Source organism: Kitasatospora sp. NPDC086009 (assembly GCF_044540385.1).
Taxonomy (GTDB): Bacteria; Actinomycetota; Actinomycetes; order Streptomycetales; family Streptomycetaceae; genus Kitasatospora.
In genome coordinates this window covers 238,416-255,637 of sequence record NZ_JBITSA010000008.1, presented here as the reverse complement: position 1 = coordinate 255,637, position 17,222 = coordinate 238,416, and the positions used below count along the sequence as shown (strand labels likewise).

General features: G+C 73.6%; 13 protein-coding genes. 6 read left to right on the top strand and 7 right to left on the bottom strand.

The window, feature by feature from the left end; translation table 11 throughout:
* Positions 1-72: 72 nt before the first annotated feature.
* Positions 73-1,329, bottom strand: a complete 1,257-nt coding sequence (locus ACIF6L_RS21495; RefSeq protein WP_396486549.1) for a hydroxymethylcytosylglucuronate/cytosylglucuronate synthase — start codon at positions 1,327-1,329, stop codon at positions 73-75.
* Between the two features lie 321 nt (positions 1,330-1,650).
* Here ACIF6L_RS21495 and ACIF6L_RS21490 point away from each other — a divergent pair, with 321 nt between their 5' ends.
* The 5 genes from ACIF6L_RS21490 (at position 1,651) to ACIF6L_RS21470 (ending at position 8,332) form a co-directional block, all read left to right on the top strand.
* Positions 1,651-3,291, top strand: coding sequence for an ATP-binding cassette domain-containing protein (locus ACIF6L_RS21490; protein ID WP_396486548.1), 1,641 nt, complete (start codon positions 1,651-1,653; stop codon positions 3,289-3,291).
* Positions 3,292-3,402: 111 nt separating this feature from the next.
* Entirely contained in the window at positions 3,403-3,633 is a 231-nt protein-coding gene (locus ACIF6L_RS21485) for an acyl carrier protein (RefSeq protein ID WP_396486547.1), read from the top strand.
* A 19-nt stretch (positions 3,634-3,652) separates the two neighbouring features.
* Positions 3,653-4,741, top strand: a complete 1,089-nt coding sequence (locus ACIF6L_RS21480; RefSeq protein ID WP_396486546.1) for an ROK family protein — start codon at positions 3,653-3,655, stop codon at positions 4,739-4,741.
* A gap of 305 nt (positions 4,742-5,046) precedes the next feature.
* Entirely contained in the window at positions 5,047-7,017 is a 1,971-nt protein-coding gene (locus ACIF6L_RS21475) for a glycoside hydrolase family 5 protein (protein WP_396486545.1), read from the top strand.
* A gap of 280 nt (positions 7,018-7,297) precedes the next feature.
* On the top strand, positions 7,298-8,332 hold the full coding sequence (locus tag ACIF6L_RS21470; protein WP_396486544.1) for a LacI family DNA-binding transcriptional regulator: 1,035 nt from the start codon (positions 7,298-7,300) through the stop codon (positions 8,330-8,332).
* 235 nt (positions 8,333-8,567) lie between these two features.
* Here the strand turns inward: ACIF6L_RS21470 and ACIF6L_RS21465 are convergent, their stop codons facing one another.
* The gene (locus tag ACIF6L_RS21465) at positions 8,568-9,371 is read right to left on the bottom strand and encodes a maleylpyruvate isomerase N-terminal domain-containing protein (RefSeq protein ID WP_396486543.1); all 804 of its coding nucleotides are present in this window, start codon (positions 9,369-9,371) and stop codon (positions 8,568-8,570) included.
* 549 nt (positions 9,372-9,920) lie between these two features.
* Here ACIF6L_RS21465 and ACIF6L_RS21460 point away from each other — a divergent pair.
* Complete coding sequence (locus tag ACIF6L_RS21460) at positions 9,921-10,589, top strand: cutinase family protein (RefSeq protein ID WP_396486542.1); 669 nt, start codon at positions 9,921-9,923, stop codon at positions 10,587-10,589.
* An 82-nt stretch (positions 10,590-10,671) separates the two neighbouring features.
* Here the strand turns inward: ACIF6L_RS21460 and ACIF6L_RS21455 are convergent, their stop codons facing one another.
* From ACIF6L_RS21455 to ACIF6L_RS21435, 5 genes are all read right to left on the bottom strand, one after another.
* Complete coding sequence (locus ACIF6L_RS21455; RefSeq protein WP_396486541.1) at positions 10,672-11,736, bottom strand: BTAD domain-containing putative transcriptional regulator; 1,065 nt, start codon at positions 11,734-11,736, stop codon at positions 10,672-10,674.
* Between the two features lie 142 nt (positions 11,737-11,878).
* Positions 11,879-13,255, bottom strand: a complete 1,377-nt coding sequence (locus ACIF6L_RS21450) for a serine/threonine-protein kinase (RefSeq protein WP_396486540.1) — start codon at positions 13,253-13,255, stop codon at positions 11,879-11,881.
* An 11-nt stretch (positions 13,256-13,266) separates the two neighbouring features.
* Positions 13,267-14,034: a serine/threonine protein kinase gene (locus ACIF6L_RS21445; protein ID WP_359804001.1), complete on the bottom strand. Its 768-nt coding sequence runs from the start codon at positions 14,032-14,034 to the stop codon at positions 13,267-13,269.
* A 212-nt stretch (positions 14,035-14,246) separates the two neighbouring features.
* The gene (locus ACIF6L_RS21440) at positions 14,247-15,632 is read right to left on the bottom strand and encodes a hypothetical protein (protein WP_396486748.1); all 1,386 of its coding nucleotides are present in this window, start codon (positions 15,630-15,632) and stop codon (positions 14,247-14,249) included.
* An 80-nt stretch (positions 15,633-15,712) separates the two neighbouring features.
* Positions 15,713-17,218, bottom strand: coding sequence for a peptidoglycan DD-metalloendopeptidase family protein (locus ACIF6L_RS21435; protein ID WP_396486539.1), 1,506 nt, complete (start codon positions 17,216-17,218; stop codon positions 15,713-15,715).
* Positions 17,219-17,222 lie beyond the last annotated feature (4 nt).

Here is a 17,222-nt window from a genome sequence, read left to right as displayed (position 1 = left end):
GGAGGGGGGACCTTCCAGACGACTCACGGGACGGGCGGGGCGGGTGACGGGCGGTGCGCCCGGGACGGGCGGTCAGACGGGCCGGTCCGGTGCGGCCAGGACGCCGAGCAGGGCGTCGGCCACCTGGACCGCTCCGCCGGTGCCGACCGCGGTGGTGAGCGCGCCCCAGTCGTCGACCGCGGTGGACCGGCGCAGCGCCTCCAGGACGCCGTCGCGCAGTGCGTGGCGGACGGCCGGGCGGTCGTCGCCGAGCGCGGCCCGCCCGATCGAGTCGTAGATCAGCTCCAGCGCGCGGTCCTCCCCCTCGGAGCGCAGCGCCAGCGCCTCCTCCTCGACGAGCACGTCCTTGGGCCAGAGCACCCGCAACGGGGCCCCGAGCGCCTGGCCGTGGTAGCGGCCGTTGAAGATCTGGCTGAGGTTCTGCGGCGGCAGGCAGACGGTGGGGACGCGCAGGCCGCCCGCCTCCAGCAGGGTGGTCAGCCCGGGGGAGGTCAGCAGGACGTCACTGTCGGCCAGCCGTTCCAGGAAGGCGCCGTGGCCGAGCGGGCCGGTGGTCGTCCGGGGCGGGGCGACCGACTCGTCGACCAGCCGGCCCGCCAGCTCGGCGGGCAGGTTGCCGGCGATGTGCACCTCCTCGACCCCGTGGGCGGCGAGGGCCTCCAGGGCGGCGGGGACGACCAGGCGCGGGTAGTGCTCCGGATCGCCGAGCGTCGGCGCGCGCAGCCCGCCCAGGCTGACCAGCGCCCTCCGGTACGGGCGGCGGGGGCCGGTGCGGCGGTGGCCGGTCGCCGGATCCGGGCCGCGGGGCCCGGCGATGACCGCCTCGACCCAGCGCAGCGCCCGGGCGTCGGCCAGCACGTCCAGGCACTCGGGCGGCAGCTCGACGCTCTTCTGCGCGCAGTACACCGTGGCGTCCAGCGGCAGCGCGGCCCGGTCGCCCTCGGACCAGAGGAAGGGCAGGCTGTCGACGAACACTGTGGGCACCCCGGCCGCCAGCAGGGCCGTCGCGGCGGCGCCGTCCAGTACGACCAGGGCGGCCCGCACCCCCTGGGACCGCACGAACTCCTCGACGGCCGGGGCCAGTCGCCCGGGATCGGCGGGCAGGTCGTGCCAGGCGGCCACCGCGTGCTCGGCGAGCAGCGGGCGGCCCAGCCCCGAGGCCAGCCCGACGAACCGCAGGGGAGGGGTGGGCCGGTCCCGCAGGGCGGAGAGCACGGCACTGAGCTTCCCCGAGCTGCCCCAGCCGAATTCCGCGCCGACGAGTGCGACGGTGGCCGGACCGGACCGCGAGCTGTGGTGGTCGGAGTGCGAAGCGAGATCGGACGGCATGGGATATCTCTCGCCTTCCTGGCAGGGCCGGCAGGGTCGGAATCGGAAGGAGCGCGGCGGCGCGGACGAACACGGGGAAAGCCGGAGGGAGATCACGCCCGCCCTGCGGTTCCGCTTCCTTCGGGTACAACCGTTCCGCAGATCAAGGAATGGCACAAGGCCTTTATCCGGCATTCCGACTTGCGAGTGAATTGCGCGATCGAGCGACTAACGATGATCTGATGAACGAGAGTTGGTGATCCATCAGCTCGGCCGGGCCCGCTCCGGAGGCATCGCCGAAAATTGATCGCCCACCGAGTGTACGGCCGCTACAATCCGCGCATGGGCTACCTCGAAGCCGCCAGTCTCGGGCATGTTCTCGCCGACGGTCGCGAGCTCTTCCACGACGTCTCGTTCCGTGTACCGGCAGGCGAAACCGTCGCGCTCATCGGCGACAACGGCGCGGGCAAGACCACCCTGCTGCGCATCCTCGCGGGAGAACTCCCCGCGCAGCGGGGGTCGTTCCGCAGCCAGGGCGCGGTCGCGGTGATGCCGCAGTTCATCGGCAGCCTGCGCGACGACCGGACGGTCCGGGACCTCCTGCTCACCGTCGCGCCACCGCCGCTGCGGGCCTCGGCCGCCGCCCTCGACGCGGCCGAGCTCGCGATGATGGAGGCCGACGACGAGCCCACCCAACTCCGCTACGCGCAGGCGCTGGTGGACTGGGGCGAGGCCGGGGGCTACGACTACGAGGTGCTCTGGGACACCGTGACCGTCGCCGCGCTCGGCACGCCCTTCCAGGTGGCCCAGTACCGCGAGGTGGCGACGCTGTCCGGCGGCGAGCAGAAGCGGCTCGTTCTGGAGGCGCTGCTCCGGGGCCCGGCCGAACTGCTGCTGCTGGACGAGCCGGACAACTACCTCGACGTGCCCGGCAAGCGCTGGCTGGAGGAGCAGCTCGCCCAGACCCGGCAGGGCGTGCTGCTGATCACCCACGACCGGGAGGTGCTGAGCCGCACGGCCGGCCAGGTGGTCACCCTGGAGGGCGGCACGGCCTGGACGCACGGTGGCGGGTTCGCCACCTGGGCCGAGGCCCGGGAGGCCCGCTGGCAGCGCGCGGCGGAGGTGCGGCAGCGCTGGAGCGAGAAGCACGAGCAGCTCAAGGAGCTGGTCCGGACGCTGCGTCAGCAGTCCTCGATCAGCGACGAGATGGCCTCGCGCTACCACGCCGCGCAAACCAGGCTGGCGAAGTTCGAGGAGGCCGGGCCGCCGCCCGCGCCGCCGCGCCGCCAGCGGGTCGCGCCGGACCTGCGCGGCGGCCGGACCGGCATCCGGGCGATCACCTGCCAGGGGCTCGAACTCAGCGGCCTGATGCGGCCGTTCGACCTGGAGGTGTTCTTCGGGGACCGGGTCTGCGTGCTCGGGTCGAACGGGTCCGGGAAGAGCCACTTCCTGCGCCTGCTGGACGAGGCCGGCGGGGAGGCGGCCGGTACGGTGGCGCACACCGGCGAGTGCCGGCTGGGCGCACGGGTGCGGCCCGGGCTGTTCGCCCAGACGCACCGGCACCCGGAGTGGGCCGGCCGGACGCCGGCCGAGATCCTGGGCGCCGGCGAGGGCGACCGCCCCGGGCTGGACCTGGAGCGCGCGATGTCGGCCCTGAGCCGGTACGGGCTGGCGGGCGCGGGCCGGCAGAACTTCGAGACCCTGTCGGGCGGCCAGCAGGCGCGGTTCCCGATCCTGCTGCTGGAGCTGGCCGGAGCGACGCTGCTGCTGCTGGACGAGCCGACCGACAACCTCGACCTCATCTCGGCCGAGGCGCTGGAGGAGGCCCTGGCGGCGTTCACCGGGACGGTGGTGGCGGTCACCCACGACCGCTGGTTCGCCCGGGTGTTCAGCCGCTTCCTGGTCTTCCGGGCGGACGGCCGGGTGGTCGAGGCCGACGAACCGGTCTGGGACGAGGGGCGGGTAAGCCGCGTCCGGAGCTGACCCCGGCCGCCCCGCGGCGGCCGCGGCCGGTGGCGCGACCCATCGCGCCCGGCCGACCGGAAGGCCGACGGGACGGCTGACCGGAAGCCCGCCCCGAAGGCTGCCCCGCCGTTGGTCCGCGAGCCCCTGCGACACGCCACCAGCGCGACGGCCGGCGCCGACGGCGCCTCGCGGTCCCACCGGATGGCCGACCTGCCCGACGACCGCCGGGCGCGCGCCGTCCTCGACCTCGTCCGGGTGCAGGCGGCCGCCGCCCTCGGGCACGGCGAGGAGGCGGAGGCCGACGGCGGGCGCGCGTTCCGCGAACCGGGCTTCGACCTAATACTGGACAACGTTATTTAATTGCGAGTACGTTGCCGCCGTGTTTCCGAATCACTCGCAGCCGCTGGTCTCCGCGCCTGCCGAGGCCGCCGTCCTCGCCATGCTGCCGGCCGAGGGCCCGGTCGGCAGGGTCGAACCGGTCCGCCGTACCGGCCTGTCGCCCACCGCCGTCACCAAGGCCGCCAGGCCACTCCTCGTCGTCGGCTACCCGCGCGAACTCCCCCCGGAGCGCACGGCGCCGGAGGCCGGTCGCCCGGTGCACCCGCCGGCCGTCACCGCCGGGCGTGAGTACTTCGTCGGCGTGAAGATCGCTGCCGAGGCACTCCGCGGCACCGTCCGCGACTTCCGGGCCCGGAGGTGCGCCGACACCGTCAGCCGTCCACTGGGGCTCGTTCGCGGCCCCGCGGCCGTCTGCGCGCTCCTGGCCGAGTTGGTCGCCGAACTCCTCGACATCGGAGCCGAGTTCAGGGAGCGTACCCGGCGCCTGGGGATCGCGGGCTCCGGGGACGTCGACCGCCGCCCGGGTCGCGTCCGCTACCTCGTCCTCCCGGACCGGCGCGACGTGCCGGTCGTCGGGACGGTGGCGGCCGCGACCGGGCCGCGGGGCACCGTGGACAACGATGTCAAGGCGTTGACCGTCGCCGAGCACCGGTTCGGCGAGGGCATCGGTACCGGGAACTTCGCCCTGATCACCATCGGGGCGGAGATCGGATCGGGTCTCGTCGTCAACGGTGAACCGCTCGCCGGAGCCTACGGAGTGGCCGGCGAGAGGGGGCACGTCGGCGTCGATCCGTCCGGCCCGCGCTGCCACTGCGGCGCGGTCGGCCGCGTCGAGGCCATCGCCTCCGCCGATGCCATCCTCCGGACCGTCCGACGCGCCCTCGAGGATCCGGAGCCGGACTTCGCCGGCGCCGTGCAGCTCACCCGGGACAGGGACCGGGCCGCGCGGGGAGCCTTCGTCCGGGCCGGTCGGGCCATCGGGGTCGGCATCGCCACCCTGGTGAGCCTCGTCGGGCCCGAGCGCGTCGTCGTCACCGGCGAAGGGCTCGACACCTGCGACCTCTTCGGCACGCACATCAAGGAGGCCTACACCTCGCGCTGCGCAAGGCGGCCGCGAAATGCCCGCTGACCCTGCGTCCCCTCCCCTGGGACGAATGGGCCCGCGGTGGCGCCGTCGTGGGCATCCAGGCGCTCTCCCCTGAGGGTGCCACCGCCCCGCGGGCCACCGGGGCCCGAACACCCGCACCGAGCCGCCGGTGCCCGTCACCGCCGGCCGTGCACGGCGGAAACCGGCCACGTCGGACGACGAGCCGTACTCCGCATCGCCACCACCAGCCGCGCCCCGACACCGGACCGCCCTACGGTCCGGCCGCAGCAATCCACGGTCGCACCACTCCGGGACGCCACCGTCCCCCACCCCTGGAGGGAAGCACCATGAGATCCAGCAGTACGGCTCCTGTTGTCCGGCGATCGGTCAACCGCTTCCTGCCCGCCGCGGTCGCCGCGGCGGCACTCGTCCTCGCGGGCGTGCCCGGCGTCACCGCCGTGCCGGTCGCCGCCGCAGCCGACTCCGCGGTCACCGCCCCGGTGCTGACGGGCCGACAGCTCGCCGCGTCCTGGACGGGACCGCTGAGTACCCAAGGCCGGTACATCGTCGACGCCAAGGGAGACCGCTTCAAGCTGAAGTCGGCCAACTGGGCTGGCGCCCAGGGCACCTGGGAGGGCAGCGGGGACGTCGACGACCCGGCGAACAACCAGGCGGGGCAGGTGTCGCACAACATCCCGCTCGGTCTGGACCGGGTGCCGATGGCCCAGTTGATGTCGGACTTCCACGGCCTGGGCATCAACAGCGTCCGGCTGCCGTTCGCCAACGCGATGATCCACGACACCACGACGGTGCCCGACGCGGCGGTCACCGCCAACCCGCAGCTCAAGGGCAAGACCCCGCTGCAGGTCTACGACGCCGTGGTCGCCGCGCTCACGGCCGACGGCTTCGCGGTCGTCCTCAACAACCACACCACCAGCTACCGCTTCTGCTGCTCCCTGGACGGCAACGAGCGGTGGAACAGCGGTCAGTCCACCCAGCAGTGGGTCGACGACTGGGTGTTCCTGGTGAACCGCTACAAGGCGAACAAGCGGGTGGTCGGCGCGGACCTGCGCAACGAGGTCCGCCGCGACACCTGGGACGACCCCAACTGGGGCTGGGGCAACGACAAGGACCTGTACAAGGCGTTCGAGGACGCCGGGAACAAGATCCTCGAAGCCGACCCGGACATGCTGATCGTCATGGAGGGCATCAACTGGCAGGGCATCCCCCAAGGCATGTTCAGTCACGGCCGCCCGATGCTCACCCCGGTGCGCAACCTCTCCAACACCCTGATCCAGTCGGGCAAGCTCGTGTACGCCGCGCACTTCTACGGCTATACCGGGCCCAACCACACCGGTGCGAGCGGTGGTTGGCAGAACGGGGAGACTAACGACCCCCGGTACCAGGACCTCAGCCCCGAAGAGCTCGTCAAGGTCGTCGGCGACCAGGCGCTGTTCGTCACCGAGGCCGGTCAGCACTTCACCGCCCCGGTGTGGATCAGCGAGTTCGGCGCCGCCGGCCGCGGGTCCGACAACGCCAAGGAGAAGGACTGGTTCGACCGGTTCACCGACCTCCTGGCGAGCCACGACACCGACTTCGCCATGTGGCCGCTGGTCGGCTGGACCGACGCCAACGGCAAGCCGAACGACAACTGGGCCCTGATCTCCTACGACGCCAAGGGCAAGCGCTACGGCCTCCAGGACGGCGGCGACTGGCGGGTCGACGACTGGAACAAGATCGTCAACGCGCAGGGCAGGACCGGTACGGTCGACCAGGTCGACCACTGGAACATGCTCAGCCTCTCGGGCGGTGACCAGAACCTCTCGATCACCATGCGCGCCAAGTCCGACTGGTCGCCCGGCAATTACAAGGCCGCCTGCCCGGACAGCGAGCGCCTGATCGCCCTCGGGCGCGGCAACAGCAGCGGTCTGTGCACCGACGCCGACGAGCCCGCCGCCGGCAGCGGCGACTGGACCGTCGTCAACAGCGAGAAGTACGTGACCAGTGACTGGGCCTGGGGCTACAACAAGATCCAGTGCCCGGACGACACCTTCGCCGCCGGCTACAGCGCCAACGGCTCGATCGTCGCCCTGGTCTGCCGGCCCTCCGCCGCGCCGCTGCCGACCGGCGGCCGCACCATCTGGTTCGACCACGGCGACAACCGGCCGACCACCGGCGGGTCGGTGCAGAGCGACTGGGCGGCCGGCTACTACAAGGGCCAGTGCAAGGACGACGAGTACATCGCCGGCGTCGCGATGACCTGGAAGTGGAACGAGCACGGCGTCCCCGACGCGCTGCTCTGCCGCCCGCTGAAGTGATCCGTCCGTCGGCCCCGCGCCGGGGCTGATCGGCTCCATCGACGCTCGGGACCTCCGTCCCCCGGACCCTCCGTGCCCCCCGGCCCGGAGACTTCCGGGGGCGCGGAGGTCCTGCCGTTTCCCGACCTCTCCGCCGTCGCCGAGGGCCCGCGCCCCCGGCCGCGGCCGGATCCGGACGTGTGGGACGGTCCCGGGTGCCCACCCTTCGGCAACGTTATCTACGCTGGTGGAGTTACTGTCCGGCTGGTAGCACCCAGGTCCAGGAAGAGGCGGTCACGTCATGCCAGTGGGAGCGGAGCGCGTCAGGCCGGAACCCTCCGGGCGACCGACCATGAAGGACGTGGCGGCCGTCGCGGGCGTGGCGCTGAAGACGGTGTCACGCGTGGTGAACGGTGAGCCGGGCGTGAGCAAGGAGACCGAGGCCAAGGTCCGCGCGGCGATCGAGCAGCTCCGCTTCCGCCGTCACGACGGTGCCCGGATGCTGCGACAGGGCAGCCGGACGCGGTGCGTCGGCCTGATCCTGGAGGACCTCGCCGACCCGTTCTACGCACAGCTCGGCCGGGCGGTCGAGGAGGTCGCCCGCGCGCACGACTCGCTGCTGCTGACCGCCTCCTCCGTCGAGGACCCGGTTCGGGAGGAGGAGCTGGCCCTGGAGTTCTGCGAGCGCCGGGTCGACGGGCTGATCATCGTGCCGACCTCGGCCGACCACGGCTACCTGGCCGGCGAGCTCGCCGCGGGTACGGCGGTGGTCTGCGTCGACCGCCCCGCCGCGGGACTGTCGGTGGACACCGTCCTGGCCGACAACCGGGGTGGTGTGGCGGACGGGGTCGGTCACCTGATCCGCCAGGGGCACCGCCGGATCGGCTACCTCGGTGACGCCCCCGGCATCTACACCGCCGCCGAGCGGCTGGCCGGCTACCGCGAGGCGATGGCGGACGCGGGGTGCGGGACGGGGGAGCACTGGGTGGCGATGGGCCGGCCCGACCCGCTGGGCATCCCCTTCGCCCTCGACCGGATGCTGGCCGGCCCCGAGCCGGTGACCGCGCTGATGTGCGGCAACAACCGGGCGACCGTCGCCGTCCTGCGCGACCTGGCCACCCGCGGGACGCACCCGGCGCTGGTCGGCTTCGACGACTTCGAACTCGCCGACATGCTCCCCGTGCCGGTGACGGTGGTCGCGCAGGACCCGACCGCGATGGGGCGGATGGCGGCCGACCTGCTCTTCCGGCGGATGGACGGCGAGCAGGCGCAGCCCCAGCGGCTCCGGATCCCGACCCGTCTGATCCAGCGCGGCTCCGGAGAGCTGCCCCGCTGACGCCCTGACGCCCTGACGCCCTGACGCGGTGCCCGGTTCCGGCGGCCGGGCCCGCAGCCGGCGAGGTGTGGGACGGTCTCCTCTCCCATCGATTCCGCCATCGGCTGACACCGTTGTCATCAGTTGCCCAGAAGGGCACGCAGGGTGAACGGTGCCCCTGTTCACGGCTGTGCTCTTCGAGGAGGACGATGTCAACCGAGCCTCCGGGGCGTGCGGGGTGGCGCGCCGTCACGTCCTACTCGCTCGGGTCCCAGGCGGCGAGCTGCTCGAAGACGCCTCGGTCGCCGTCGAGCTCCAGGGAGTCGATCGGGATGCGGTTGTGCAGGATGAGGACCAGCTCGTTGGCCGTGCCCCGGATCGAGAGGGAGTCGGGAGCCGCGTCCGGGTCCTGGCCGTCCGCGGTGGCCGGCTGGGTGCCGGGCTCGGCGAGGCGGACGGTCCGTGCGCCGTCGGCGGAGAGCGAGAGGCGCCAGGAGCGACCCTCGGAGGCGTGGAAGTCGATGGCGGCGGGCTTGTGGGGCCAGGCACTCGCCGTGGCGACGCAGGTGGACAGGAACTCCTCGACACCGTCGAGCGCCACCTCGACCGGCAGCGGCCGCGGGGCACCGACGGTGATCTCGGCGTCGTACGTGTGCACTGCCATCTGCTGGAGCTGGTGCCGGGCCACGGCACCGGTGGTGTGCGGCGACTGCAGCGTCTCCCACCACGACCAGCAACCGCGATCCGGGCCGGCCTTCCGCAACGCGTCCACCAGCTGCTCCGTGGACTCCGCCAGCCAGGCCAGCAGGGCCTCGCGCTCCCGGGGCGCGGCCGGGGCGCCCTGCGCCGCGGACTTGGCCGGAGCGGGCCCCGCGGCGACGGTGGCGGCCCAGTCGCGGCGCCCCTCGCCGATGTGCTGTGCCAGATCGAACAGCGTCCACTCGGGGCAGGTCGGTACCTGTGCGTCGAGACTGGGCGCGGAGGCGATCGCGGCGCGGAAGGCGGTCGACCGTTCGTCGATCAGTCGCAGCAGAACGGGGAACTCGAGTGTCATGATCACCCCGAGTTTCTATCACCGTGCTCCGATGATCCGACAGTGATTATTCACAGCGCCCTCACGGGCGGACCTGCGCCACCGCGGCGAACCGACGGCGGACGTCGCGGACGGGAGACGGCAGGTCAACCGGGGGCGGGCCGCAGATTGCCCATCAGCAGGCTTCAGCGCCACGTCCCGGCCGAGCACCTCGTCCTCGGTCCGCCAGGCCGTCCCGATGCCGCCGGCCCGATGTGTTCGGCCGGCCGCTACCACCCGCCGACCAGCCGACCCCGGTCCGACACGACGCGTACCTCCGCTCGCCCCGCCTGCGGGAGGGAACTCTCGACAACGTGGGACTTCACCCCGGTCGGCGGAGCGGAAGCGGGTGAGGAATCCCGCTTCGGACACCACCGCACCGGTCCGTGACCGCCGCTTCGCGTGCCGTGGCCACCCGGTGACCGGGGGCGTCATCGGGATGTCATCGGTCGGTGCCACGGTGGTCCGGTGACCTGGGCCGACCGCGGACCGCACCGGAGTGCGGACGCGTCGGCGCCAACTGCGTAGGAGGATCGAATGCGAGCACGAAGGATCGCGGCCGCGTCGGCCGGAATCCTGCTGACCGTCGGGCTCACGGCGGCACAGGGCGCCACGGCACAGGCGGCCACCACGCGGGTGACCGCCCCGTGCGAGGGCACCTACACGATCGTTGTCGGGGGCACCGGCAGCTCGTGGAACAACGACGGGTTCTACGGCAACATCCAGCAGCACGTCGGGTATCCCACCCAGATCCCCAACGGTGCGAGCGCCCGGGCGGGCGTCAACGAGCTGAACCGGCTGGTCCGCGACCAGCGCGCCGCGTGTCCGGGCCAGCACGTCAAGATGGCCGGGTACTCGCTGGGAGCCGGCGTGGTGCACACCTGGGTGAGCGAGAACTGGAACACGTTCGACAACGTCAACGCCATCCTCGTCGCCGACCCCAAGCGCCAGGGCCCGCCCGGTGCCAACGGCGGCGCCGTGCCCTTCGGCGGCCTGATCGGCCCGCCGCTCGCCGGTGCCGACCGGAACTTCGGCAACGTGCCCGTCAAGACGATCTGCCACTGGGACTACGTCTGCGACGAGTCCGCCGGCATCTGGACCTACCCGAACAACCACGTCAAGAACTACCCCGAAGACTTCAACATGGACCACCACAACGACAGCGCCAGCGAGCAGTGGCACAACGGCGCCTGGTACCCCTGGTAGCCGAAGAACGCTCACGCGGGCCCTCCGTCGGCCCCCGGTGGCCGGGACTCCCCGGCCACCGGGGGCCGACGGCCCACCGGGCTCAGCGCCCGGTGAGGCCGAGACCGGCCTCGTCCCCGCGCAGGACCATCTGGAACGTCCGGCGCAGCATCCGGCTCGGCGGCACCCCCAGGTCGCCGGCCAGCCGGCGGCGGGCGCGGTCGAACACGGCCAGGGCGTCGGCCTGCCGGCCGCTCCCGTACAGCGCGCGCATCAGCATCGCGGCCACCAGCTCGTTGAGGGGGTGCTCCGCGGACAGCGCGAACAGCTCGGCGATCGCCTCGCAGTGCCGGCCCAGCCGCAGCTGCCACTCCAACTTCCGCTGCGCGACGGCGATCCTGCGCTCGGTGAGGCGCAGCCGCTCCAGTTCGGCGAGCGGGCCCGGCAGGCCGGCCAGCAGCTCCCCGCGGAACAGGTCCAGCGCCTGGGAGCAGAGCCGGACCGCCTCGGCCGGGTCACCCGCCCGATGGGCCGTCCTGGCCTCGGTGACCAGGCCCTCCATCCGCGCCAGGTCCACCTCGGCGGCGCCGGGGGCGAGGCGGTAGCCGCACCGGCCGTGCTCGATCACCGCGTCCGGGCCGCCCCCGCCGCGCAGGGTCTTGCGCAACCGGTAGACGTGGACCGGCACCACGTTCGAGAACGGCGGCTCCGACCCCCACACGCCGTCGAGCAGCTCCTGCTGACTGACCGTCCGCCCGCCGCGCAGCGCCAGCGCCGCCAGGACGGCCTGCTGGCGCAGGTGCCCCAGGTCCAGGGACCGCCCGTCGTACCGGGCCCGCAGCGGCCCCAGCACGGAGATCTGCACCTTCGCTCCGGCCGCCCGGCCGGCGGAGCTCCGCGGCACCGGGCCCGCCACCGGCGGGCGGGGGCCGCGGCCCGGGGCGACCAGTCCGCAGTCGAAGGCGTGGACGATGGCGGCGGCCCGGTCGCGCAGCCCGAGCTTCCCGAGGATCCGCGCGATGCGCCCGGCCACGGCTGCCTCGGAGACGGCCAGGGCGGCGGCGATCTCGTCGTCCCGCAGGCCGCAGCCGACCGCGTGGAGCACCTCGCGCTCCTCGTGCCCGAGGGCGGCGGCGCTCGGCCGGCGGGTGGTGGCGGTGGTCGGCATCGCTGCTCCCTGGACGCTGGGCCGGCCGGACTGGCGGACGCCGTCGAAACGGTAGAAGAAGCGGCGCCGGCCGGGAACCCGGAACGATCCGGAGTGTTGCCCCCGGCGGAACGGCGGAACGGCGGAACGGCGGAACGGCGGGTCAGGGACAGGGGAGGAGCACGGGGCGGTCCCTGGTGCGGACGGCCGGGAGCCAGCCGGTGGTGGGTCCGGGGAGGCGGATGCGGTACCAGAGCGTGGAGGTGCGGTCCTCCTCGTCGATGACGGGGAGGCCGGTGGAGAGCTGGCAGTCGACGTCGAGGACGTCGTCGTGCCAGACGCGGGTGGGGACGACGTTCTCGGCGGTGTAGGGGTGCCGGGGGTCGACGGCCAGGCCCAGGCTGCACTGGGGGTCGCGGTCGGTGCGGTCCTGGCAGCCGCGTTCGGCGTTGAAGACCCGGATCTGGGACGGGTGCGCGGTCGGCCGCGGGTGCGGCCAGAGGGCGGCGGCGGTGAGGGCGGCGGTGGCGCAGGTGGCGAGGGCGAGCAGGGCGGTGCGCGGTCGTGGGCGGCGCGGACGGCGGCCGGACCGGTGGGCGCGGACGCGGGCGAGCAGGCTCTCGGCGGTGTGCGGGGCACGGGCGGCGTGGGTGGGGGCGAGGCAGTCGGTAGCGAGGGCGCGCCAGAACGGCGGGACGGCGGGGGACAGGCGCAGCGGGGCGCGGCCCTCGGCGTACTGCTGGGCGGCGGCGCTGCGGGTGGTCGGCGTCGCGCCGGGGAAGGGCGGGACCCCGGCGGCGAACACCTCGTGGATCACCACGCCGAGCGCCCAGATGTCCGCCGTGGTGCGGATCTTGACGCCGTGTTCGCCGAGCGGTTCCTTCCAGCGTTCCGGCGGGAGGTAGTCGGGGGTGCCCATGGGGGCCGAGTGGCCGTGGGTGCCGGTGAGTTCGATGGCGAGGCCGAAGTCGGAGAGGCGGACCTCGCCGTCCCGGCCGATCAGGACGTTCTCGGGCTTGAGGTCCATGTGGACCCAGCCGGAGCGGTGCAGATGGGCCAGGCCCTCGCAGACGCCGGCGACGATCCCGGCGCCCCGGGCCTCGTCGACGCCGGTGGCGAGCAGGTCGCGCAGGGTGCCCCGGGCGCGTTCCATGACCAGGACGATCGCGCCGTCGAGCGCCGGGTGGCCGGGGGCGGCCAGGGTGAGGGTGTCGAGCAGCCGGATCAGCCGGGGGTGCGGGGCGGTCCGGGCCAACTCGGTTTCCCGGCGGGCGGCTTCGGCGACCTGGCGGGCCTGGCGGGGGGCGAGCCCGGCGACCGGCAGCACCTTGAGGGCGACCGTGTCGTCGGTGTCGGCGTCGGCGTCGGTGTCGATGTCGTCGGAGCCGGGCGGGCCGGCCGGGTCCCCGGCGCGGCGGGCGGCGTAGACGGTCGCCCAGCCGCCCTCGCCGATGACTCCGGTGACGGTCCAGTCGCCGACCCGGTGGCCGGGCGGCAGCAGTTCCCCGTCGTCTCCGCCGAAGGCCTGGTCGCGCACCACGGCGCCCCTCCCTAGCGTGCCGGCTCGGCGGTCTCGGGGCGCGGCAGGAGCCCGAGGTGCTCCTCGCGAACGATGCCGAACTTCAGGGCGACGCCGACGACGGCCTCGCGCTTGCCGCTGCGGCGGTCCGAGCGGTCGGTGTCGTCGGGCAGGTCGACGCGGAGCTTCTCGTCGGCGAGGTAGTCCAGGTGCGAGCTGACCGCGCGGGCGGTGAGCCGGGCGCAGGCCGGGTGGCCGCGCAGCCGGGCGACCACCTGGGGGGTGGTGGGCACGGCCGCGGGAGAGCGGTCGCGAAGCCACGGTTCGCAGAGCGCGACCAGCACCAGGAAGTAGGTGGCGGTCTCGTCCAGCGAGTACGCCGTCATGGTGCGGCTCTCCCAGGAGCCGCCGCCGCGGGCGTGCGGGTCCAGGTAGACGTGGTCGGGCGCGAACACCTGGAAGGACAGCGGGGTCTCACGCCGCGAGGGCAGCACCACCCGGGCGAACTCGAACGGGATCGGTGCGCCGATCCGCCGCGGCGGCACCCGCAGGTACTCGCCGGCGCCCTCCGGGTTCTCCACCAGGTAGGCGTGGGTGCTGCTGAGGTTGCTCAACTGCCAGTGGTCGTCGGTCGCGTGGATCTCACCGGCGAGCCGGGAGACCGTCTCGTCGCCGAGCCGGAGCTCCACCGGCGTGCCGGCGGAGCCGCGGCCGAAGCGCGCCCGCTCTCCCGGACCGAGCCGCAGGGTCACCGCGTCGTCGCCGTTCCCCGCCGGCAGGTGGACGAGAATCCCGCTCACCGTTCCCCCGTTTCGCATGCCGACCATTGCCAGACGGACGAACGTTACCTCCTTGCGCATGACAATAAACCGTATGGTGGCGCAGGCCACGTGACGGAGGGTCGGGAAGCGGCGGGGCGGGATCGGTGGGCCGGGGGCGGTGGGTGGTCGTCGAGGGGGCGGACGGCTCGCGGGCGGGAGCGCTCGCGCTCCCGCCCGCGGCATCTGTCCCCTCAGGTGACGGCGGGGCCGGGGGTGGTGTTCAGCCAGCTCCATGGGGACCAGGTGGCGAAGCCGGTCTGCCAGCGGTGGTGGACGCCGGCGGCGCTAGTGCCGAAGACCTCGATGCGGCCGTCGGCGTTGGCGGTCGCGACGATCTCGGTGCCGGCGTCGCCGAAGGCCGTCCACGGCCCGTAGGGCGCGTTGACACCGGTCTGCCAGAGGTGTTCCGCCGTACTCCCGTTGATGGCGAACACCTCCACCCGGCCGTCCGGCGACCGCTCGCTGGTGAGCTGTGCGTTGGCGGGTCCGCCGGTGGGTTCCCAGCCGGACCAGGTGGTGGGGTCGGTCTGGTAGCGGTGGAAGACGCCGACGGGGCCTGAGGCGAAGACTTCGAGGCGGCCGTCCTGGTTGTGGTCGACGGTGAGGTCGTGGCCGCCGTCGCCGAAGGTGTCCCAGCTGGACCAGGTGCCGTTGACGGCGGTCTGCCATTGGTGTTGGAAAGTGGTGCCGTTGAGGGCGAAGGCTTCGAGGCGGCCGTCGGGGGCTTTGCCGAGGGCGAGTTGGCTGTCGGCCGGGCCGCCGCCGGTGGGTTCCCAGCCGGACCAGCCGCTGTTGGGTGCGTTCTGGTAGCGGTGGAAGACGCCGACGGGGCCGGAGGCGAAGACTTCGAGTCGGCCGTCCTGGTTGGGGCCGACGGCGATGTCGTGGCCGCCGCCGCCGAACTCCTCCCAGTTCGACCAGTTGCCGGAGGGCTGGAGTTGGTAGCGGTGCTGGAAGGTGGTGCCGTTGATGGCGAACACCTCCAGGCGGCCGTCCGCGTTGGGGGCGATGGCCAGTTCGGCGCCGCCCGGTCCGCCGAGGGTCTCCCATTCCGACCAGGCGCCGCTGACCGCGGTCTGCCAGGCGTGCGAGACCCCGTTGGCCCCGGCGGCGAAGACCTCCAGCCGGCCGTCCGCCGAACGCGCGGACACCACCCGGCCGGACTGCGCCGGGTACACCAACGGCGCCGGACCGGGGCCGTGGTGGCCGAGCCGGTCCGCGGCGGCCTGTGCCTCGCCCAGGTACCGCAGGTGGACCCGCGCGTTGGAGGTCGACCAGGGCTGCCAGTCGGTGCCGCCGTTGGAGATCCTGAAGGCCGCGTCGGCGTTGCACTGGGCGTCGTAGGCGCAGGCGTCGTCGACCTCGGGGTGCCAGTAGCTGTTGATCTCCCACAGACCGCGGTCGGTGGACGGCGGGGTGTTGTTCTGGACGTTGGACGCCAGCGGGTTGCAACTGGACTCGGCGAGGCCGACGGCGATCGCGGTCACCAGGGCGTCGCCCCGGAATCCCGCGCGGTAGCCGACCTCGGCACAGAGATCGCTGCCGGTGGCGGCCGGCGCGGGCGTGGCGCCGACCATCAGGCCCGCTGCCACGCCCAACGAGACGAGGGCGGCCAGCAGGACGCGGCAGGGCTGCGTGCTGATCACGTGACGACTCCTCAGGTGACGGCGGGGCCGGGGGTGGTGTTCAGCCAGGTCCATGGGGACCAGGTGGCGAAGCCGGTCTGCCAGCGGTGGTGGACGCCGGCGGCGCTGGTGGCGAAGACCTCGATGCGGCCGTCGGCGTTGGCGGTCGCGACGATCTCGGTGCCGGCGTCGCCGAAGCTGTCCCACGCGGTGTACCGGGCGTTCAGGCCGGACTGCCAGGTGTGCTGCGCGGTGGTGCCGTTGATGGCGAACACCTCGACGCGGCCGTCCGCGGTGGGCTGGCTGGTGAGCTGTGCGTCGGCGGGTCCGCCGGTGGGTTCCCAGCCGGACCAGGTGGTGGGGTCGGTCTGGTAGCGGTGGAAGACGCCGACGGGGCCGGAGGCGAAGACTTCGAGGCGGCCGTCCTGGTTGTGGTCGACGGTGAGGTCGTGGCCGCCGTCGCCGAAGGTGTCCCAGCTGGACCAGGTGCCGTTGACGGCGGTCTGCCATTGGTGTTGGAAGGTGGTGCCGTTGAGGGCGAAGGCTTCGAGGCGGCCGTCGGGGGCTTTGCCGAGGGCGAGTTGGCTGTCGGCCGGGCCGCCGCCGGTGGGTTCCCAGCCGGACCAGCCGCTGTTGGGTGCGTTCTGGTAGCGGTGGAAGACGCCGACGGGGCCGGAGGCGAAGACTTCGAGTCGGCCGTCCTGGTTGGGGCCGACGGCGATGTCGTGGCCGCCGCCGCCGAACTCCTCCCAGTTCGACCAGTTGCCGGAGGGCTGGAGTTGGTAGCGGTGCTGGAAGGTGGTGCCGTTGATGGCGAACATCTCCAGGCGGCCGTCCGCGTTGGGGGCGATGGCCAGTTCGGCGCCGCCCGGTCCGCCGAGGGTCTCCCATTCCGACCAGGCGCCGCTGACCGCGGTCTGCCAGGCGTGCGAGACCCCGTTGGCCCCGGCGGCGAAGACCTCCAGCCGGCCGTCCGCCGAACGCGCGGACACCACCCGGCCGGACTGCGCCGGGTACACCAACGGCGCCGGACCGGGGCCGGTGCCTGGGGTGCAGGGCATGGCGATGCCGCGATCCGCGAGGTAGGGGACCGGGTCGGTGCGCACGGTCGCGTTCGCGTCGGCCCAGACCCGCAGGTGCAGGTGCGGGCCGCTGGAGGTGCCCTCGCTGCCCATCCGTGCGATCAGTTGCCCGGCCGTCACCTGGTCACCGGTGGCCACCTCCCGCTCCCGCATGTGGCCGTACTCGGTGATCGTCCCGTCCGGGTGCAGGACGCGGATCCACTGGCCGTAGCCCTGCGCCGGGCCGGAGACCAGCACCCGGCCGTCGCCGACCGCGTAGATCGGGGTGCCGTAGTCGTTGGCGATGTCGATGCCGTTGTGCTCCTCGGTGTAGCCCTGGGAGATGTACCCGGAGGCCGGGCAGGAGGCCGTGAACCCGGCGGCCTCGGCGGGGGCGGCCGGTACCGCGACCGGCAGCAGCAGGGCGACCGCGGCCAGGGCCAGGTGCGCGGTGCGGCGGGAGAGGGAGGGGAGCACCGGA